Annotated in this window: 18 protein-coding genes and 1 tRNA gene; 4 read left to right on the top strand and 15 right to left on the bottom strand. The window is 69.5% G+C overall.

Translation table 11 applies throughout. The annotated features are described in order from the left end of the window. Positions 1-174 precede the first annotated feature (174 nt). On the bottom strand, positions 175-840 hold the full coding sequence (locus tag F0U44_RS07930) for a PadR family transcriptional regulator (RefSeq protein ID WP_188113387.1): 666 nt from the start codon (positions 838-840) through the stop codon (positions 175-177). Between the two features lie 92 nt (positions 841-932). Between F0U44_RS07930 and F0U44_RS07925 the strand changes: the two genes are divergently transcribed. Further along, positions 933-1,763 carry a maleylpyruvate isomerase N-terminal domain-containing protein gene (locus F0U44_RS07925; protein ID WP_188113386.1) on the top strand — a complete coding sequence of 277 codons (831 nt, stop codon included), beginning with the start codon at positions 933-935 and terminating at the stop codon, positions 1,761-1,763. 66 nt (positions 1,764-1,829) lie between these two features. On the opposite strand, the gene F0U44_RS07920 is transcribed toward F0U44_RS07925, so the two are convergent. Both F0U44_RS07920 and F0U44_RS07915 read right to left on the bottom strand, forming a co-directional pair. Further along, entirely contained in the window at positions 1,830-4,190 is a 2,361-nt protein-coding gene (locus F0U44_RS07920) for an immune inhibitor A domain-containing protein (RefSeq protein WP_188113385.1), read from the bottom strand. A gap of 174 nt (positions 4,191-4,364) precedes the next feature. After that, positions 4,365-4,949 (bottom strand): hypothetical protein, encoded by a 585-nt coding sequence (locus tag F0U44_RS07915; RefSeq protein ID WP_149727753.1) that lies wholly within the window; start codon positions 4,947-4,949, stop codon positions 4,365-4,367. A gap of 180 nt (positions 4,950-5,129) precedes the next feature. On the opposite strand from F0U44_RS07915, the gene F0U44_RS07910 reads away from it, so the two are divergent. Then, on the top strand, positions 5,130-6,524 hold the full coding sequence (locus F0U44_RS07910; protein ID WP_149727752.1) for a phospholipase D-like domain-containing protein: 1,395 nt from the start codon (positions 5,130-5,132) through the stop codon (positions 6,522-6,524). 39 nt (positions 6,525-6,563) lie between these two features. Then, the gene (locus tag F0U44_RS07905; RefSeq protein ID WP_246160374.1) at positions 6,564-8,099 is read left to right on the top strand and encodes an FAD-dependent oxidoreductase; all 1,536 of its coding nucleotides are present in this window, start codon (positions 6,564-6,566) and stop codon (positions 8,097-8,099) included. Here F0U44_RS07905 and F0U44_RS07900 read toward each other — a convergent pair. Further along, positions 8,096-8,557: a MarR family winged helix-turn-helix transcriptional regulator gene (locus tag F0U44_RS07900; RefSeq protein ID WP_223163613.1), complete on the bottom strand. Its 462-nt coding sequence runs from the start codon at positions 8,555-8,557 to the stop codon at positions 8,096-8,098. The two genes, F0U44_RS07905 and F0U44_RS07900, sit on opposite strands and share 4 nt — an antisense overlap. 4 nt (positions 8,558-8,561) lie before the next feature. Further along, a complete protein-coding gene (locus F0U44_RS07895; protein ID WP_246160373.1) occupies positions 8,562-9,932 on the bottom strand; it encodes a threonine/serine exporter family protein in 1,371 nt (456 codons plus the stop codon). Between the two features lie 42 nt (positions 9,933-9,974). Between F0U44_RS07895 and F0U44_RS07890 the strand changes: the two genes are divergently transcribed. After that, on the top strand, positions 9,975-10,448 hold the full coding sequence (locus tag F0U44_RS07890; RefSeq protein ID WP_149727750.1) for an acyl-CoA thioesterase: 474 nt from the start codon (positions 9,975-9,977) through the stop codon (positions 10,446-10,448). 18 nt (positions 10,449-10,466) lie between these two features. Here the strand turns inward: F0U44_RS07890 and F0U44_RS07885 are convergent, their stop codons facing one another. From F0U44_RS07885 to topA, 10 genes are all read right to left on the bottom strand, one after another. Next, positions 10,467-10,667, bottom strand: coding sequence for a hypothetical protein (locus F0U44_RS07885; protein ID WP_149727749.1), 201 nt, complete (start codon positions 10,665-10,667; stop codon positions 10,467-10,469). Between the two features lie 120 nt (positions 10,668-10,787). Further along, on the bottom strand, positions 10,788-10,973 hold the full coding sequence (locus F0U44_RS07880) for a hypothetical protein (protein ID WP_149727748.1): 186 nt from the start codon (positions 10,971-10,973) through the stop codon (positions 10,788-10,790). Positions 10,974-11,019: 46 nt separating this feature from the next. Beyond that, entirely contained in the window at positions 11,020-11,937 is a 918-nt protein-coding gene (locus tag F0U44_RS07875; RefSeq protein WP_149727747.1) for a hypothetical protein, read from the bottom strand. A 79-nt stretch (positions 11,938-12,016) separates the two neighbouring features. After that, on the bottom strand, positions 12,017-12,544 hold the full coding sequence (locus F0U44_RS07870) for a hypothetical protein (protein ID WP_149727746.1): 528 nt from the start codon (positions 12,542-12,544) through the stop codon (positions 12,017-12,019). Positions 12,545-12,736: 192 nt separating this feature from the next. Next, positions 12,737-12,812 (bottom strand) — tRNA-Thr (locus F0U44_RS07865). Positions 12,813-12,951: 139 nt separating this feature from the next. After that, entirely contained in the window at positions 12,952-14,526 is a 1,575-nt protein-coding gene (locus F0U44_RS07860; RefSeq protein WP_149727745.1) for an alpha/beta hydrolase, read from the bottom strand. A 35-nt stretch (positions 14,527-14,561) separates the two neighbouring features. Next, entirely contained in the window at positions 14,562-15,716 is a 1,155-nt protein-coding gene (locus F0U44_RS07855) for a DNA polymerase III subunit delta' (RefSeq protein WP_149727744.1), read from the bottom strand. Beyond that, positions 15,713-16,369, bottom strand: coding sequence for a dTMP kinase (gene tmk / locus F0U44_RS07850; protein ID WP_149727743.1), 657 nt, complete (start codon positions 16,367-16,369; stop codon positions 15,713-15,715). Before tmk ends, F0U44_RS07855 begins: the two co-directional genes overlap by 4 nt. A 56-nt stretch (positions 16,370-16,425) precedes the next feature. Beyond that, positions 16,426-17,181: an MBL fold metallo-hydrolase gene (locus F0U44_RS07845; protein ID WP_149727742.1), complete on the bottom strand. Its 756-nt coding sequence runs from the start codon at positions 17,179-17,181 to the stop codon at positions 16,426-16,428. A 3-nt stretch (positions 17,182-17,184) separates the two neighbouring features. Further along, positions 17,185-19,878: a type I DNA topoisomerase gene (gene topA, locus F0U44_RS07840; protein WP_149727741.1), complete on the bottom strand. Its 2,694-nt coding sequence runs from the start codon at positions 19,876-19,878 to the stop codon at positions 17,185-17,187. Positions 19,879-19,952: the final 74 nt, after the last annotated feature.

Genomic DNA, 19,952 nt, shown 5'->3' with positions numbered 1-19,952 from the left:
GCCGCGTCGGTGACCGAGAGTTTCTTGGTGACGACCTTCAACACAGCGACCCGGGCTTTCGACATGCCCTGTGACTGTCGCCTATGTCGCGACTCATGTGTCGCGTATCAGTTGTCGCCTATGTCGTGAACCCAGACACCCCTACCTCCGCCACCGGACGGCGCTGACGAGATGTCAGCGCCGTTCGTCGTCCCCGGGGTCAGCGCGCTCGGCCAGCAAGGCTCGACCGCGCTCGACCCGCTGGCGCAGCAGCTCTCGCCAGCCATCTCGGCCGGCATCGTCGGTCGGCGAGCTCCAGTGCTGCATCTCCTCGAGTGCCGCCTCCGCCCAGTGGTGGACCGTGAGCAGCAGGTCGGAGACGAAGACGGCGTTCATCCCGCTGAGGCTGGCGCGATCAGGGAAGGGGGACGTGCCGTCGAGGATGGCTTCCGCAACAGGGATACCGTCCCGGATTCCCTCCAAGGCCCAGTCGCGGATCGCGCGCAGGGTGGCCAACAGGTCATCGTGGCGGCCCTGGTCGGCAAGGATCAGTCGTACGGCGGGTTCCCAGTCGAAGTGCGCGTCGGCCGGAGTGGCTAGCCATGCCGCGACGGCTTCTCGACCCTCGGCCGTGATGGTGTAGCGGGTGCGCTGCCGGCGGAGGCCGTCCTCCTGGGCAGAGGTGACCAGGCCCTTGTCCTGCAGGCGGCGAGGCTGTTCGTACAGCACGCTGTCTTCGCGAGGCCACAGCCAGCGATACGTGCGCTGGGCGCTCTGGGTGATCTCGTAGCCGGTCATCGACCGGATGCCGAGGAGGCCGAGTACGGCCACGGCCGTCGTACTGAGACGCGGAGAGCTCATACCGTTGACAATACTCCGATCCCGGAGTTTCATGGATACTCCGGGGCCGGACATTAGATACTGGTTCCGCAGCCGTACCGAAGGGGGCAACCGTGTCGAACACCACCGAGGCCACTCAGCACGCCTGGATCGACTGGGACCTCGACGGCGTCCTCGAGGAGACCGCTCGCTACGCCGACCGCGTCGCCGATCTCGTCCTGCGCGCCGCCGGCCGGGAGGACGACCCGGTGCCGGGCTTGGACTGGACCGTCCGGCAGCTGACGATTCATCTCGGCGCAGCAGCGGCGGGATACGTGCAGTACTTCGACGGGGCCGACGAGATCGGCTACGACATCCGCGACCTCACCGCATCCAACGAGAAGTTCATGACCGCCTACGGGGACCACGGTCTCGAGCGCGCGGCCGCCGACATCCGCGACGGCCACCGGCACATGGTCGACGTGGGCCGGACCCTAGCCCCGCTCGCTCCCCTGGGGTGGCACGCCGGGCCGACGCCGGTGGCCGCCGTGCTCGGCATCGCGCTCAATGAGCTGCTCCTGCACGGGCTCGACCTCTCCCGAGCACTGGACGAACGTTGGGAGATCACCTCCGATGCCGCGCGGCACGGACTTCGCTCCGCGCTCGCCCTCGCGCCCGTGGTCGTCAATCGTGACCGCGCAGCACGGGTACCGATGAGCTACCGCCTCCACGTCCCCGGGGTCGTCACCTCCGAGTGGCACTTCGACACCGCCGGGCTCCGGGTCGCCCCCGCGGGCACCACCCGACGCGTCTCCTGCTCCACGCGGGTCGACCCACGAGCGATGATCCTGGTCGCCTACGGGCGCTCCACCGCGCTGCGTGCAACCGCCAGGGGCCGTGCCCTCGCTTGGGGCAGGAAGCCCTGGGCCGCGCTGAACCTCGCGAGCTACCTCAACGTCTCGTGACGGTCACAACACGCGAAGAGCCCCCGGCCAGCGGCCGGGGGCTCTCTGCGTGGTGAGGTCAGCCGATCAGTTGGCCGAACCCACCTTGATGGTCATGTCGCCGTTGTCGGCGACGCTGACGACCTTGATCGTCACCCCGAAGTCGGGCACGTCCACGCTCGACCAGCCCGGCTGGTTGTGGCCCGGGTGCACGTCCTCGACGGTGTGCTCGTCGTTCATGAACCACCAGCTCTTCAGGTCGTTGAACACGCTCGACCTGTCCTGGCCCTCGATCGTGTAGGGCTGGGCGAGATAGCGGATGTTGACGTCGCGGCTGGGCCTCAACGAGAACGGCGAGTCGTAACCGAGCTTGGACGGGTTCACCAAGAGCGGCTCCGTGCTCGGGTAGTGGTCGAACTCCGGGTGGGCGTCGACGACCAACAGCTCGCCGTGACCGGGGTGGTCGCCCACGTTGTTGTCGGAGTACGACTTGTCCCAGTAGGTCACCAGCGCGCCGGGCTCGTTGGCGAAGAACTCGACCTTGTTGGCCCGCTTCCCCGAGTAGCCGATGAAGCTGTACAGGTGCTTCAGCAGCTTGTCGCGGCCGACGTACTGGCGGTTGTCGACGAAGTAGGCGTTGAGGTACGACACGTAGTCGCTGCCCGTCGTACGACGGAAGCCCTTGAACGCCCAGCCCTCGTCGGCCGTCTCGGCGGTGCCAATCGTGTCGCCGCCCAGGGTGATGTTGTCGACCTGGAAGCCGTTGAGCGCGAAGGCGCCGTCCGTGAGGTAGCGCCACCGGATCGCGTTGGTGCCGTCGGGCACCGTTGCGGTCAGGTCGACCCAGCCGTCAGTGGTCCCGGAGATGCCGAACCCGGACGCGTTGAAGCCGCTCTCGTCGGAGCCCTCGTAGGACTGGTCGGTCTCGACGTCCTCCCACGTGGCGCCGCCATCGCTGGACGCCTGCAGGAACGCGTAGTCCCAGCCGTCCTCGATCGAGTACTTCACCTTCGCGGTGAGTGCTCCACCATCTGCGACCTCCGTGGCCATCCGGGTGTCGAGGTCGTCGCCGCGATCGCTCCAGAAGAAGCGGTCACCACAGACGTCACACGGGTCGCCGAGGTCGAGCTGGACCTTCTTGTCCGGCAGTACGACGATCGCGCCGTTGTACTTGCGGTCGCTGAGCGCCTGACCGGGGCGCAGCTCCACGGTGCCGGTGCGCCCGGCGTGGATCGCCTTGTAGTCGAGCCAGCCGAGCTGGAACTTCTCCCAGGCGCCGAACGGCATCGGACGGTCGCCGATGCCCGGGTCGCCCTTCGCGGTACCGCGCGACTGGCTCATCAGGGACCAGAAGCCGACGCTGTTGCTCGCGCCGCCGGTGTTGCCGGAGGTGTCGTAGAGGTCGGGCAGACCGAGGTCGTGGCCGTACTCGTGGGCGAAGACGCTCAGGCCGCCGTTCTCCGGCTGCATCGTGTAGTCGCTGACCCAGAGACCCGTCGGGTTGTTCGGGATCGAGATGTTGGCACCGTTGGGGTCGGACGTGCCGCCCTCACCGACTTCGACGCCGCCCTTCTGCGGACCGGTCGACGGACCCGTGCCCAGCTTGTGGATCGAGACGTTGCCGCGGTGGCTCCAGATGGCGTCGGACGCCTGGATCGGGTCACCGTCCGCCTCGTCGCCACCCGCGTGGACGATCTGGAAGTGGTCGATGTAGCCGTCGGGCTCGCGGAAGTCGCCGTCCTCGTCGTAGTCGTAGCGGTCCTGGACGTCGAACGTCTTCAGGTAGTCCTGGACCTGGGCCATCGTCTGGCCGCTGTCGAGCTGCTTCTGCACCCAGTAGGCCAGCGAATCGCGGATGAGGAACTCCGAGCTCTGGCACACGATGCTGCCGCAGTAGTCGCGGCCGTAGCGAGCCTCGTTGAACGGCACCTTGACCCACTCGGTGACGTCACCGTCGACGGAGTAGGCGCCGGAGGACTGGTCCTCGTAGAACTTCGCCATCCGGTTGAAGTAGAGGTCCTCGAAGTAGGGCCGGTTGTAGTTGTCGCGCCAGTTGGTGCTGTTGTCGACCGTGCGGTCCGGCTCCGGGATCTGGTTGTGCCGCGGGCCGTCGTAACGGGTCGGCGTGCCGTCGGAGGGGAACGCGCAGTCCTCGGGGTCCGTGCTGTCACAGAACGCCGAGTGCCGCTTGTTGCCGAACTCGGCGAGCACGACGAAGATCCGGTCCGTGCCGGTCTGGGCGACCTTCGAGAACCGGCTCTTGCCGAGCTTCACGACCTCCCGACCGAGCGGCACGTCGCCGCGCAGCTGCTTCTCGAGCGCCGCTTCACGCAGCACGTCGTACTTCGTGCGCCACTTCGGGACCAGGTTGTCCGTCGGTGTCGCCACGGTGTCCCGACGCGTGTCGGTGTGAGAGGGCGGCTGCGCGCCGGCCTCCGTCGCGGTCAACGGCTGGCCCAACAACGCACCAACCAACGAAGCGGCCGATAGGGCCGCCCATGCCTTCCCTTGCACAGTGCCTCCAGGATGGGGATGACGAGCGCGATCTGCGCCCAGGCGTCTCGGCACCGGATTGCGGCGAGCTCCCGAGACTGCCAAGCGGCAGTTGACCCCCGGCGTCGCTCAACCGCCAGAGGACACCGGCTGATCGTTACGAGACCGTGACACCTCGCCGAGGACCGCAGCCACGACGCCGAAGGTGAAGTAGAGGAACGGGAGCCACGGGGCGACACCCAGGAGACCGTCGCTGTCGGAGGCGTAGTGGAAGACGCCGGCCTCGGACAGGATCGCCTCGGTCGCCGTACCCGTGACGGCGGCGACGACGCCGCACACGGCGCCGCGGCCGTCACCGATCACGCTCCAGACGACGATGGCCAGCCCCGCGATGAGGGTGACCCCGAGCGCGGTGGGCTGCCCGCGAAGCAGTCCGGTGGCGGCATACATCGCCATCACCGCGGCGACGCCGCCCACGGCCCAGCGGGTCGACACCGCTGCTCGCACGCCGCCCAGGCGCACCCGGGTCTCGGCGAGCGCGGCCGTGCTGATGCCCACGAAGAGCGGGAACCAGAGGGGGCTGTCGCCGATGCGCAGCCACATCTCGTCGTACGCCGTCGTGCCGGTCGCGACGTGGATGTGGTCGCCGAGCGGGGAGATCACGGCCCCGAGCAGGACCAGGCCGAGCAGGCGCAGGGCGGGGAGCTGAGTCATGGCGGCATCGTACTGGTCAGACCACCTGACCAATCCGGGTGAGCGTTGTGCGACCCGTCACAGGATCGGGGAACCGAATTCGATAACCGCGACAGGACGTTGAGGATCGGCGGTTACGATCACTGTGCCCGTGGGTGGCGGTATGCGCCCCCACGATCCGAATCGTGGGGAGTTTGTTCAATGCGTCGAGTCGTCGTGCTCCTGGCGATGCTGCTGCCGTTGGCGTTCCTTCCGGCCACCCATGCCGGCGCCTACGAGCCTGAGGGCGGGGCCACCTTCAACACGCCCATCCCGTGGGGCACCGCCGGTGAGCGCGTGCACATCGTGGCGAAGGTCGAGGCGGCGATCCGCAAGATCCGACCGACCAAGCGCGACCCGCACCCGCAGCTGATCATCGCTGCCTACCTCTTCGACCGGAAGAAGAGCGCCGACGCGATCATCGGCGCCTGCCGCCGTGGTGTCGCGGTGCGGGTGATCATCGACCGCGCGGTGGTCTCCAAGCCGCTGCGCCGGATCGTCACCACGCTCAACGCCGACAACGTGCGCGACTCCGACCACAACGGCGTCGCCGACAACGACCCGCGGGCCGGGCGCTGCAACCGTGCGCTCCCTGCCGAGAACGGCGGCCTCCGCACGAAGGCGGACCGTCACGGCATCCCCTTGATGCGAGGGACCGAGATGCGCCAGAGCATCCACGAGCCCCTCGGCCGCGAGGTGACGTGGGGTCGCGACGGCAGCTACGTCCTGCAGTGCTCGGGCAGCTGTCGCGGCGGCGAAGAAGCCAACATGCACGCCAAGATCTACGCGTTCTCGAGCCTCGGCACGGCCAACAACGTCGTGATGTTCGCCTCCACCAACCTCAACTCGGGCGGCATCAACTCGGGCTGGAACGACCTCATCTCGATGAAGAACCGGCCCAAGACCTTCCAGTTCGTCGACAAGATGCACCGCTTGATGACGGCCCAGAAGCACGCCGGGCGCCAGCTCGTCGAGCTCAAGGACGGCCCCTACACGACCCGCTTCTTCCCGATGGTCGGCGTCGGCAAGAAGCGTGACCCGCTCATGGTCGACCTGCGCAAGGTGAAGTGCTCCAGCGACTTCGGACCGACCCAGATCTACATCCAGCAGTTCTGGTGGAACGGCCACCGCGGCAATTACATCTGGGACCGGATCCACACCCTCGCGCGCAACGGCTGCAAGGTCCACGTCATCTTCGGCGCCGCTGACAGCGGCCTGCTGCGACGGATGCGGGCTGCGCGGTCGGGCAACTTCGAGATCTGGGACAGCCGGTGGGACAGCAGCGACATCGACGGCTGCGTCAACACCCGCACCCACATGAAGAACATCGCGATCAAGGGCACCTACGGCCGCGACCGGAAGTACGCCGGCGTCTGGACCGGGACGGCCAACTGGGCCACCGGCTCGTTGACCCGCGGCGACGAGGTCACGCTCAATGTGAAGAGCCTGCCGCTGTTCAAGCAGTACGCAGCCCGTTGGCAGACCGTCCGCGCGCACAGCACCTACAACTGGACGCACGACATCCCCGACCCGCCGATCGACTGCACCGACGACTGACCCTCCCGGGGCAGAACTAGAACACGTTACAGTCGGGCCGTGACCACTGTGCCCGGCCCGCTGCAGTCCACCTACGACCTGGTCGTCGTCGGCTCCGGAGGCGGCGCCATGACCGCCGCCGCCCTCGCCGTGAGGGCGGGGCTGTCGGTCGCCGTGCTCGAGCGCACGGCGTTGATCGGGGGCACGTCGGCGTACTCCGGCGGTGCGTGCTGGTTGCCCGGCAGCGAGGTGCAGCAGCGCGCCGGCCTGCCCGACTCGACCGAGGGGGCTCGGTCCTACCTCGGCGCAGTGCTCGAGGACCCCGACACCGCGAAGGTCGAGGCCTTCCTCACCCACGCGCCCGAGCTCGTCACCGCGCTCGAGGCCGACGAGCTGATGGACTTCGAGTGGATCCCGTTCTCGGAGTACTACGACGCCCCAGGCCGCGTCCCGATGGGCCGCTCGATCCAGCCCGCATCGATCAAGCGCGACCAGCTCGACCCTGCCGTCATGGCGCTGCTGCGGCCGCCGGTCGAGCGCGACCGGGTCGGTGCGGCTGGACGATCGACCCTCTCCGGCGGCCAGGCGCTGATCGCCCGGCTGGCGGCCATGGTCGTCCGCGACGGCGGCACGATCGCGACCGAGCACCACGTGGTCGACGTACGACGTGATGACGCCGGGCGCGTCACTGGCGTCGTCGTCGACACCCCTGCGGGCCCCGCCGAGATCACCGCTACCCGCGGCGTGCTCGTGGCGGCCGGCGGCTACGAGGGGAGCCCGGAGCTCCGCGCGCTGCACGGCACCCCTGGCGACGCCGCGTGGACGATGGCGCCGAAGGGCACCAACACCGGCGACATCGTCGCGGCCTGCGAGAAGGCCGGCGCGCTCACGGACTACTCCGGCGAGGGCTGGTTCTGCCCCGGCCTCGCGCACCCCGACGGGAGCGGTACTTTCACGCTCGGCTTCCGCAGCGGCGTGATGGTCGACCAGACCGGGAAGCGCTACGGCAACGAGTGCCTCCCCTACGACCGGTTCGGCCGGATCATGGCCGAGGCTCCCGAGCGGATCCCGTCGTGGTTCGTCTTCGACTCCCGCGAGGGCGGCCGACTGCCCGCGATCGCGATGCCCGAAGGCGACCCGGCCGACCACCTGGCGGCGGGCACCTGGGTCCAGGCCGACACCATCGCCGACCTGGCCGCCGCCATCGACGTCGACCCGGCGGTGCTCTCGGCGACCGTCGAACGGTTCAACGGGTTCGCGGCGGCGGGCGTCGACGAGGACTTCGGACGCGGCGAGGACGAGTACGACACCTTCTTCGCCGGCGGCACCGGCCCCAACAAGGCCCTGACGCCGGTCGACCAGGGCCCGTTCTTCGCAGCCCGGTTCGTGCTGTCCGACCTCGGGACCAAGGGCGGGCTCGTCACGGACGCGGCCGGCCGGGTCCTCGACGCCGGGACGCGCGAGCCGATCCCGGGCCTCTACGCCTCGAGCAACTCGGTCGCATCCGTGTTCGGCTCCAAGTACCCCGGCCCCGGCGCTCCGCTCGGTGCCGCGATGGCCTTCGCCTCGCTCGCGGTGCGCGACCTGCTGGGTTAGTCCGCTTCGTCGAGCCGTTCGAGGACGGTGCCGCAGATCGCGGTCAGCGCCCGGACCTGGTCGCGGTCGAGTCCGTCGAAGAACACCTCGCGCACGAGCGCGGCATGGTCCGGCGCGGCCCCGCGGATCGCTGCCAGGCCCTCCTCGGTGATCTCGACGAACGCGCCCCGGCGGTCATCCGCGCAGTCGCGCCGGGCGACCAGGCCGCGCGCGATCATCCGCGCCAGGTGCTTGGACAACCGGCTCTTCTCCCACTGGAGGTTCAGCCCGAGGTCCCGCATCCGCACGCTGGCGTCGGGGGTGTCCGTCAGCGCGACGAGGACGTCGTAGTCCTGCAGCGACAGACCGCTCGCGGCCTGCAGCTCTCGGCTCATCCGCGCAAAGAGGCGCGCGTTGACGTCCAGCCAGGCGCGCCAGGCCTCCTGCTGCTCCTCGTCGAGCCACGGGGCGTCGTTCACACGCTCAGTCTAGTCGGTTGGTTGACGTATCCACCTTTGTCGACCGACGCCGGCGCGCGAGCCGGACCCGGTGCATCCCCACGAGTCGCGGACCGGCCAGCCGCCCCTCGAGGCGACGGGCCTCGCGCCTGATCGGCTGGGCGAGGTATTCGCCGAGGATCGCGCCGGAGCTCAGGGCGATCGCGATCGCCGCGGCCGTGACCATGGCGAGAAGCCCGTCGGCGGCTTCGGTCGCCAGGAGGGTGAGCCCGCGGTAGATCGACAACCCGGGCAGGAGCGGTGCGATGCCGGCGGCGACCACCACGAGCGCCGGGATCCGCGCGCGGACCGCGGTCGGATAGCTCAGCAGGCCGAGCAGAAGAGCGGCGAGGGCGGAGGACCACGCGATGCCGATGCCCCGGTCGATGGCGATGGCGTAGGCACCGATCGCCAGCGCCGCCACCAGTCCGATCGGTGCGAGCGACCGCAACGGGGCGTAGCAGGCGCCGGCGAAAGCGGCGGACGCGATCGCGCCGCCGACGACCATCGTCAACGGGTCGGCGACCGAGTAGGCGCCCGGGTCGACGGCGCCGAGATCGACGCCGAAGAGCTTCGCGACCTCCAGTCCCCCGCTCACCCCGGCGACGATCCCGGCTGTCGCCAGGAACGCCTCGAGGATCCGCGCACCGGCCGTGACGGGGAAGCCGGTGAGCGCGTCCTGGACCGCACCGAGGAAGTTCACGCCGGCGAGCAGGAGCACGATGCTGGAGGAGATGATCAGGCTCGGTGAGGCGTCCGCCGGTGTCGCGGCGACCGCCACGGTGAGCAGGGTGGCGAGGAGTCCGCCCGCCACCTGTTGGTAGAACGCGGGCAGCCTGCGCCGCCCCATCTGACGCTGCAACTGCTCGACCATCACGGCCGCCAGCGCGGCGATCAGGATCACCAACCAGTCGCCGCCGAGGACGAGCCCGATCCCCACCCCCATGACACCGAGCGAGAGGCTTACCGACCAACGCGGGCGGGAGTGGCCGGTCGACGTGATCCGGTTGAGCCGGGCGGCGGCTCCCTCACGGTCGAGCTCGCCCGATGCCAGGTCGGCCAGCAGGTGGTCGACGGCGGTCAGGTGGCCGTAGTCGAGGTCGCGGTAGCGCACGTCCCGGAACTGGATCAGGGCCGGCTGCTCCGCCGACGACTGCTGGCTCATCGTGAGCCGGGTGAAGGTGACGTCCGCCGTACAGCCGCGGATCCCGCACGCGCGAGCGACGTTGCCCATCGCCGCGCTGACGTCACTCGCGCCGGCACCGGACGAGAGCAGGAGCTCGCCGATCCGCAGCGCAAGATCCAGCGTCGCCGCGATCTCGCGGGGTTCGGAGGTCTCGGATGCTGCTCGTGCCACGTCAGGAGTCTCCCCCACAACCGCGCCTGCGAGGATGCCCGCATGGGCGACGTGTTCGAGTGCGAGATCCAGGCGCGGTTGCGCGACGTCAACCTCGGCGGGCATGTCGACAACGTCGAGGCGATCCGCGTGCTCGACGAGGCTCGGCTCCTCTTCCTGCGTCACGCGCCGGCGCCCCTTGCTGGTGACCGTCCCGGCCTGCTGCGCGCCGTACCTCTCGAGGTCAGTGAGTTGGTCGGCGCGCAACGCGTCGACTACCACGCCGAGATGCGGTTCGTGGCCTTCCAGCCCTTCCTCGTGCGGATGTGGGTCAGCCACATCGGCGGCTCGTCGTTCAGCGTCGCCTCAGAGCTGCGCGTCGCCCCCGACCACGCCCCGGCGATCGTCGCCGAGACCACGATGGTGCTGTGGGACAACGTCGCGGGCCGGTCCTGGCCGCTGACCGACGAGGTCCGCGACGACATGGCGGCGTACGCCGGCAAGCCGGTCGCGATCCGGGGACGACCCGGGCACTGAGTGCCCTCCAGGCTTGCCTCAGGCGGCGTGGTCGACGGGATCGGGCTCCTGGTGGCGACCGCCCTCGTGGGCGACGAGCCGGCGAGCGATCACGGCACGGGTCGAGGAGCGACGCTTCCGACCGATCGTCCCCGACATCACCAGCGTGCCCGTGCCGAGGATCAGCAAGATCATGACGGCCATCCCGGCGAACCACACGACGTACAGATCAGCGCTCATCTCGCGCTCCTTTCCCTAGCTCGCTGTCGACGCTAGGCGCCTCGCGATCAGGCGGGCAGGCACGAAGGACACGGGCCGACAGGACTTATGGCCCGCGTCTGCGACGCGGCCGGGGCGGACTCAGGCTGCGTGGTGGAAGCGGTCGTACCAGTGGTGGTGCTCCGCATGGCGCGGGTGCGCATGGATCGTCGCGTGATCCTCACGCCGGTGCAGTGACCCCGACATCGTTAGCACTCCGAACGAGAGCAGCGATGCGATCACGAAAGCCATGCCGATGAACCACAACACGTACTGGGTGTCGCTCACGTCGGTCTCCCTTCGTCGCCCCCAGTGCTTTCGACGGTACGCCGCTTCAGCGCGCGGCGGGAGTCCTGGATCTCGACTGATCGAGGACGGCCAGCGCGATGAAACCGGAGATCATCTTGTCGAGGACGGAGATGAGCAGGTTGGAGACGAAGACCGCCACCACCATCACGTGCGTGAACGACAGCACCTTCTCGGTGACGGCGTCCTGACCGAACCCGACCTCACCGCCGAACATGACCCAGATGATCGGTACGGCGACCAGTGAGCACGCAGTCGCGACCGCGAGGTTGAGTGCGAAGAACCGCGCCACAGAATCGGCCATGCGGTAGCGGCGCACGCCGTAGCCCCACACGAGCGCGCCGGCCACGTTGACCAGGGCGAACGGCAACGAGGCCGGCCCACTGACGAACGCGCCGACGCCGTTGGTCGCGACACCGACGAGCGCACCCCACCACGGGCCGGCGACCACTGCGGTGATCGCGGTGCCGGTCATGTCCAGGTGGAGCGGGAGGTCGAGGACGTTGACCAGGATCCGACCGACCAGGTTGAGCGCGAGCGAGCAGACCAGGAGTGTGGCGAGACGTGCCGGTGTGCCGACGCGCGCCACGACGGGGCCAGGAGGCGGTGCCACCTCTGCCGGACCCGGAGGAGGCGGTGCCGCTGATGCGCGGCACCGTTCGGCCCACGCAGCCACGTCGCCCTCGTCGGCGCCGAGCGCTCGCACGATCTCGACGACCAGGTCGACATCCACCCGACGGCGCCCCGCGCGGAACGCGTCGTAGACCGTCGTCCGGCCCGGTCGTGCTTCGTCGGCCGGCACTCCGCGCTCGCGGCGTTGCCGGTCGATCCGCAGCACGATCTCGGCGTACGACGGGTTGCCCGCTGCGGCGCGCAGATCCACCAGATCGAGCGCCAGCTGATCCAGCGCGCCGACAGGCGAGGAGGTCGAGACCTCTTCCCGCATGCATCCCCCGATCTGCGGTGCCGAGAACCGTGGAGGATCCTAGCCAGCCGTCGTCATTGACGGCGACCGTGAGGGTGGATCACCTCGATCGGCAAGACAGGTAGCCCGCGATGTAGGCCGTGGTCGTGTAGTCGTCCGTGGCGTCGGCGTACGTCGCGCTCAGGCGGAGCTTCTTCTTGTCCGATAGCTTCGTGACGGCGACCGCGACCTCGCTGCCCTGACCGATGACGCGCTGGGCGCGCTGCTTCCCGTCGACGGTGACCCGGACGGTCACCACGCCGTTGAAGCGGTTGTAGAACCACACCTTGCCCGAGCGGCATCGCTGCCCCAGCGCGAACACGACCCACGCCGTGTCGCCCGCCTGCTCGAGCTCGGCGGAGTAGCCGCTGTAGTTGCCCGTCTTGTCCTGATACTCGGTCGGCATCGTCCACCCGTAGACCACCGGCTCGTCGCGGAACGACGGATCGGCGCTGCCCTTGCGGATGTTGAGATCAGCTTCCAGGTCCTTGATCTTGTAGCGCGTCGACTCAGCGCCCGCCGCAGATCCGGTCAGCACGGTGGCTCCCAGGAGGAACGCGACGACGAGCGCGACAAGCTTGTTGGACATGGAAGCTCCTGTCATGACCGGCGCGGAGGCGCGCCAACGGACGGGCGGGTGATCGCCCTGACCGAACCGTGCCCGTCACGACGGGCGTTGGCGTCGAACCCGAACAAGCCCGAACACGAGGTCGGCGCGCCCAGGCGTCGTGACCGGCGAAATGGCGAAGGGCCCGGATCAATGATCCGGGCCCTTCCTGGCTGGAGCCGCCTGTCGGAATCGAACCGACGACCTAGTCATTACGAGTGAATCGCTCTACCGACTGAGCTAAGGCGGCGTGGTGCCTGCGGCAGCATACCGGCGGGCGTGGGGCCGTACGAAACTGGCGGGGCCTTGGTTTCGAGGCTCGCTGCGCTCGCACCTCAACCAGCGGCAGCGGCTCGCTTCGCTCGCACCTCAACCAGCGGTAGCGCCCGTCAGCACTCGGTGCCGTCGGCGGGGACCGTCCCGTCGATGAGGTAGGCGTGGACGGCGTCGTCGATGCAGGCGTTGCCCTTGTTGTAGGCCGTGTGGCCGTCGCCGTCGCGGCTGAGAAGGACACCGGACTCGAGCTGGTCGGCCATGGCCACGGCTTCCGCATAGGGGGTCGCGGGGTCGCGGGTGGTGCCGATGACGACGATCGGGGCGGCGCCGGCGCCGGTGATCGGGATGTCGGGCTCGGTCGAGGTGAACGGGTCGCCGTTGCAGGAGACCAGGCCCCACGCGAAGACGTCGCCGAAGGTCGGCGAGGCCTTCTCGAACTCCTTGTAGTGCGACTTCACCTGGGCGGATGTGATCGACCACGGGTCATCGAGGCAGTTGATGACGCCGATGGCCTCGACGCTGTTGTCGGCGTAGGTGCCGTCCTCGTTGCGCGAGGTGTAGAAGTCCGACAGGAACAGCAGGGTGCTGCCGTCGCCGTCGAGGGCCTGCTCCAGCCCCTGGTCGAGGTAGGTCCAGTTGTCCTTGGAGTAGAGCGGTGCGACGACGCCGTAGAAGGCCCGGCCGACCGTCAGGTCGCGGTCGGGGTCGTCGGTCGGGATCGGCTGCGCGTCGATGTCGGCGAGCAGGTCCTTGACGGTCTTCAGGCCGGCATCGACCGAGTCGCCGAGGAAGCAGTCACCCAGGTCGACGCAATTCTGCAGGTAGGACCGCAGCGCGGTCTCGAAGCCCTTGGCCTGGCTGAGCGAGCCCTCGAGCGTGGGCAGGCTCGGGTCGACGGCTCCGTCGAGGACCAACCGGCCGACGTTGGCCGGGAAGAGCGAGGCGTAGGTCGCCCCGAGCCGGGTGCCGTAGGAGAAGCCGAGGTAGGCCAGCTGGGACTCACCGAGGGCCGCGCGCAGCACGTCCATGTCGCGCGCCGCTTCGATGGTGCTGACGTGAGCGGCCAGGTCGCCGGACCTCTCCGCACACCCGCTCCAGTAGTCGGCGCTGTCGGCGTTGAAGTCGGCGACCTCGGCCTTGGTGTCGGGGTCGGGGTCGCCGGCCAGGTATTCGTCGAGCTGGTCGTCAGGGAGGCAGTCGATCGGGCTGGAGTCACCGGTGCCGCGCGGGTCGAAGCCGACGATGTCGTAGGCGACACGGAGCTCGGGGGCGAAGTAGTAGTCGGCGTCCTTGGCGGTGTCGGTGCCGGGAGCGCCCGGTCCGCCCGGGTTGACCACGAGCGAACCGATCCGCTCGCCGGTCGCCGGCGCCATCTCCAGTGCGATCTCGATGGTCTCGCCGGTCGGTTCGGCATAGTCGAGCGGCACGGTCAGCGTGCCGCACTTGTCGGACCCGCACTGCTCCCACGCGACCTGCTGGGAGTAGAAGGACTCGAGCCCTGCGGGCACCGGGCCCGCCGGGGTCGTCGGGGACGTCGAGGACTCGCCCGGCGTCGTCGGAGAGGGACTCGGGTCACGCTGGGCGTCGTTGTCGTCGTCACCGCCGGTGACCAGGACGACCGCTACCGCGATGCCCGAGACGATCACGAGCGACCAGACGACGATGATCGCCACGATCCACTTCTTCACAGTTGCTTCTCTCTCCTCGGCACCGGCCAGCCAACCTACCGAGCGTCAGGCACGCGCAGTGCAACCATCATCGACTCCAGCGCAAGCGGCACGGGCACGTTGAACTCCAACATCTGCTCACGTGCCGTGAAGATCCACCCGATCCGGCGCAGGTTGAGCTCGGGCGTCGAGGCACCCACGATCCGCTCGACGTCGGGACGGATGTCCTCGTTGACGAGGTCGCTGGGCGCACCGGTGGCGATCGCGATGGCGTCGCGGTAGACCGAGACGAGGTCGGTCAGGCCGCGATCGACGACGTCGAGCTGGCGCCGCTTGGCACGCGTCTTCTGCGCGGCCTCGAGGTCGCGCAGCGCCGGTGCATACTCCTTCGGCCGCCGGCCCCGCTCGACGACGCCGTAGGCCGAGTCGAGGTCGACCTTCTCGCGCGCGTCGAGCTCGGCCGTGATCGCGTCGGCCTCCTCCTTGGCGACCTCGCCCAGGCGGGTGGCCGCCGTCAGGCAGGCACCGAGCGACGTGAGGCGCGCGGGGATGGTGACGACGTCGTGGCGGCGCGCGCGCACCGCGTCGTCGAAGGCCAGCGCCTTGGCCCGGCCGATGTGACCTTGGCTGGCGCGGGCGGCGTAGACGGCGCGCTGCTCGTCGCAGCCGAGTGCGGTCAGGAAGCGTGCGACGTCGGCGGCGGTCGGCGTGCTGAGGGAGACCAGGCGGCAGCGCGACCGGATCGTCGGGAGCACGTCCTCGACGGTCGGCGCGCACAGCATCCACACGGTGCGCGGGTTGGGCTCTTCGATCGCCTTGAGGAGCGCGTTGCACGCCTGCTCGGTGAGCCGGTCGGCGTCCTCGATGATGAGGATCTGCCAGCGCTTGCCCATCGGGGTCAGCGAGGCGCGCCGGACGAGCTCGCGCACCTCCTTGACGCCGATCGTGAGCTTCTCGGTGCGCACGAGGTCGACGTCGGCGTGGCTGCCCGCAATTGCCGTACGGCAGTCGTGGCAGCCGCTGGGACAGTCGGGACCCAGCCCGCCCTGCTCGCACTGGAGCGCCGCGGCGAAGGCGATCGCGGTGTTGGAACGACCCGACCCCGGCGGCCCGGTGAAGAGCCAGGCGTGGTTCATGCCCTGGCCACCGACCGCGATCTGCAGCTGCTCGATCACGGTGCGCTGCCCGACGAGGCTCTGCCAGACGGTCACGACGGCTCCCGGACAGCCTGCGCCAGCAGCGGAGCGAGCCGCTCGCGGATCGCTGCGGCGATGTCGTCGACGGTGCCGCGCGCGTCGAGGACGACGTAGTGGTCGGGGTTGGCCGCGGCGAGGTCGAGGAAGGCGGCACGCACGCGCTGGTGGAACTCCAGCGACTCCCCCTCGATGCGGTCGCGCTCGTCGAAGCGCCCGAGCCCGGCCTCCGGCTCAAGGTCGAGTACGACGGTCAGGTGCGGCCGCAGGTCGCCGGTGGCCCACCGCGCGACGGACTCGAGCTCGGCGGGATCGAGGGCCCGGCCCGCGCCCTGGTAGGCCAGCGTCGAGTCGACGTAGCGGTCGGTGATGACCACCTCGCCCCGCTCGAGAGCAGGCAGCACGACGGTCGCGACGTGCTCGGCCTTGTCGGCGGCGTAGAGCAACGCCTCGGTGCGGTCGTCGAGCTCACCGGTCTCCGGGCTCAGCACGATGCGGCGCATCTCCTGGCCGACGACGGTGTCGCCCGGCTCGAAAGTGAGGCGCACGCCGTAGCCGTCAGCCGTCAGCGCGTCGCTCAGCAGACGCGACTGTGTCGACTTGCCCGAGCCCTCGCCGCCCTCGAAGCAGACGAAGACCCCGGTGTCGGTGTAGCGGCCCGGCGAGGTCATGGGGAGAACCTACGGGGAGGTGCCGACGCGTGGTGCGCCGGTCCGCCCGCGGCAGGTCAGCCCGCCGACGACACCGCCTCGGCGACGATCGCGGCGAGCGACCCGCGCTGGTGCGGACCGTGCCCGGGCACGATCGTGTCGGCGGCGAGGTGCGCGACCGCCTCCAGGCTCGCCCGCATCGTGGCCTCGTCCTCGTTGAAGACGCCCGGCAGCAGCTGAGGTCGGGTGCCCAGCCGCGACAGCGGGTGCGCCGTGACGAGCGCGTCGCCGGTGAAGAGCACGCCGGAGACCGGCAGCAGCCAGGCCGTGTGGCCGGTCGTGTGGCCCGGGGTCGCGACCGGCACGAGGCCGCCGGGGATGTCGAGGGGTACGTCGGCAGCCACCCCGGTCACCTCGGTCAGCGACATCGACACCTTTGGCAGCACCGCACCCAGGGTCTGGCGCACCCAGCGTCGGCCAGCGTGGTGGCGGCACTGCTGGAGCATCTGGAGCGGGGTGATCTGCTCGAGGTACTCCCGCCGGGCGTGGCGCGCCTCCTCCTCGCCCGTGAAGACCGGTACCTGGCTGGCACGGTGCCGGGCGCGGAGCGCGGGGATGCCGCCCATGTGGTCGAGGTGCGCATGGGTGAGTACGACGGCCTCGACATCTTCCGGGCGCCGCCCGATCGCGTCCAGCGAGGCCAGCAGCGCCTTCGCGTCGCCCGGGTAGCCGGCATCGACGACCGTGACCGCATCGCCCTCGGTGACCAGCGCCCAGTTGACGTTGGTGCCCGTGACGACGTGCACCCGGTCGTCGACCCGCGTGAGCTGCACGGGTCAGCTCTTCTTGGCCGCAGTCTTCTTCGCGGTCGTCTTCTTGGCCGCGGCCTTCTTCGTCGTCTTCTTCGCGGCGGTCTTCTTGGCGGTCTTCTTCGCCGCCTTCTTGGCCGGGCCCTTCGCACGCCGCTCCGCGAGCAGCTCGGCCGCCCGCTCGAGGTTGATCGCCTCGACGGAGTCGTCCTTGCGCAGGGTGGCGTTGTATTCACCGTCGGTGACGTATTCGCCGAACCGGCCGGCCTTCACGACGATCGGCTGCCCGGACACCGGGTCGTTGCCGAGCTCCTTGAGCGGCGGCGCGGCCGCGGCGCGACCGCGCTGCTTGGGCTGCGCGTAGATCGCCAGGGCCTCGTCGAGGGTGATGGTGAAGAGCTGGTCCTCGGTGGTGAGCGAGCGGGAGTCGGTGCCCTTCTTCAGGTAGGGCCCGTAGCGACCGTTCTGGGCGGTGATCTCCTCGCCCTCGGCATCGGCGCCGACCACGCGCGGCAGCGAGAGCAACTTGACCGCGTCGACCAGCGTGATGGTGTCGAGGGACATCGACTTGAAGAGCGAGCCGGTGCGCGCCTTGGCGGACTTCGGCGCGTCCTCGGCGAGGTCCTCGGTGACGTAGGGACCGAAGCGGCCGTTCTTCGCGACGACGCGCAGGCCGGTCTCGGGGTGGTTGCCGAGCTCGATCTCCTCGCCGGCCGGGTTGGCCAGCAGCTCCTTGGCCTTCTCGATCGTGAGCTCGTCGGGCGGCAGGTCGTCGGGCACGTTGGCCCGCTTGCCGGCCGGAGCGCCGTCGTCGCCGGGGCCCTCGAGGTAGGGGCCGTACTTGCCGACCCGCAGGGCGATGCCCTCCTCGGGGTCGCCCACCGGGAAGGTCGCGAGCTCCTTGGCGTCGATGTCGCCGAGGCCGTCGACCAGCGGCTTGACGCCCGCGAGCTTCTCGGAGCCGTAGTAGAACTCGTTGAGCTCGGCGACCTTGTCCTTCTGGCCGTTGGCGATGTCGTCGAGGACGGTCTCCATCAGCGCGGTGAAGTCGTAGTCGATGAGCCGCGTGAAGTGCTCCTCGAGCAGCCGCACGACCGAGAACGCGATCCACGCCGGCACCAGGGCGGTGCCCTTCTTGTAGACGTAGCCGCGGTTGAGGATGGTGCCGATGATCGAGGCGTACGTCGACGGCCGGCCGATCTGGCGGTCCTCGAGCTCCTTGATCAGCGTGGCCTCGGTGAAGCGGGCCGGCGGCTTGGTCTCGTGGCCGTTGGCGCTGATGGACGCGGCCGACACCGGGTCGCCCTCGACGAGCGCCGGCAGCCGGGTCTCCTGGTCGTCCTTCGCGCCGCCCTCGTCGGTGCCCTCGACGTAGGCCTTGAGGAACCCGTGGAAGGTGATGACGCGGCCGGACGCGGAGAAGACGACGTCCTCGCCCGTGGAGGACGCGCCGCCGATGCGGACCGAGACGCTCTGACCGACGGCGTCCTTCATCTGCGAGGCGACGGTGCGCATCCAGATCAGCTCGTAGAGCCGGAACTGGTCACCGGTGAGGCCGGTTTGCGCAGGAGTGCGGAACGACTCACCGGCGGGCCGGATCGCCTCGTGCGCCTCCTGGGCGTTCTTGACCTTGCTGGCGTAGGTGCGCGGGGCGTCGGGGAGGTACTCGGCGCCGTACAACTCGCTCACCTGCGAGCGCGCCGCACTGATCGCGCTGCCCGACAGCGTCGTGCTGTCGGTACGCATGTAGGTGATGTAGCCGTTCTCGTAGAGGCGCTGGGCCACCGACATGGTGACGCTGGCGCTCATCCCGAGCTTGCGGCTGGCCTCCTGCTGGAGGGTGGTCGTGCGGAAGGGCGCGTAGGGCGAGCGGCGGTAGGGCTTGGCCTCGACCGACCGGACGTCGTACGACGAATCGGCCAGCGCCGTCACGAGGGCCTCGGCCCGCGTGCGGTCGATGTGGACGACGTCGGCCTTCGCCTTCAGTTGCCCGTCGGGCCCGAAGTTGCTGCCGGACGCGACGCGGGCGCCGTCGATCGAGTAGAGCTTGGCCGGGAACATCCGCTGCTCGTGCTTCGAGCCGGCGTCGAAGGTGCCCTCGAGGTCCCAGTAGGACGCGATCCGGAACGCCATGCGCTCCTTCTCCCGGTCGACGACCAACCGGGTCGCGACCGACTGCACGCGGCCCGCGGACAGGCCGGACATGACCTTGCGCCACAGGACCGGGGAGACCTCGTAGCCGTAGAGACGGTCGAGGATGCGGCGCGTCTCCTGGGCCTCGACGAGGTCCATGTCGAGCTCGCGCGGGTTGGCGGCCGCCTCCTGGATCGCGGCCTTGGTGATCTCGTGGAAGACCATCCGCTTCACGGGGATGTTCTTCGGCTTGAGCTCGTCGAGGAGGTGCCAGGCGATGGCCTCTCCCTCGCGGTCCTCATCCGTGGCGAGGTAGAGCTCGTCGGCGTCCTTCAGCAGGCCCTTGAGCTTGGAGATGTGGGACTTCTTGTCCCGCGGCACCACGTAGTAAGGGGTGAAGTCGTTCTCGACGTCGATCGCGAGCCGGCCCCAGGGCTTGTCCTTGATCTTGGCCGGGGTGTCGGCTGCGTTGTTCGGGAGGTCGCGGATGTGACCGATCGAGGACTCGACGACGAAGCCGTCGCCGAGGTACCCACCGATCGTGCGGGCCTTGGCCGGTGACTCGACGATCACCAACTTGTGTGCCACTCGTGACCTACTTCGCTGCTCAGACGGGGCTTACGGCCCATGACGGTAGCGCGTGCTGTCCAGTCCTTCGTCCT

Origin of the sequence: Nocardioides humilatus (assembly GCF_008373755.1) — a bacterium.
GTDB classification, from domain to species: Bacteria; Actinomycetota; Actinomycetes; order Propionibacteriales; family Nocardioidaceae; genus Nocardioides; species Nocardioides humilatus.
This window is presented reverse-complemented; position numbering and strand designations above follow the sequence as displayed.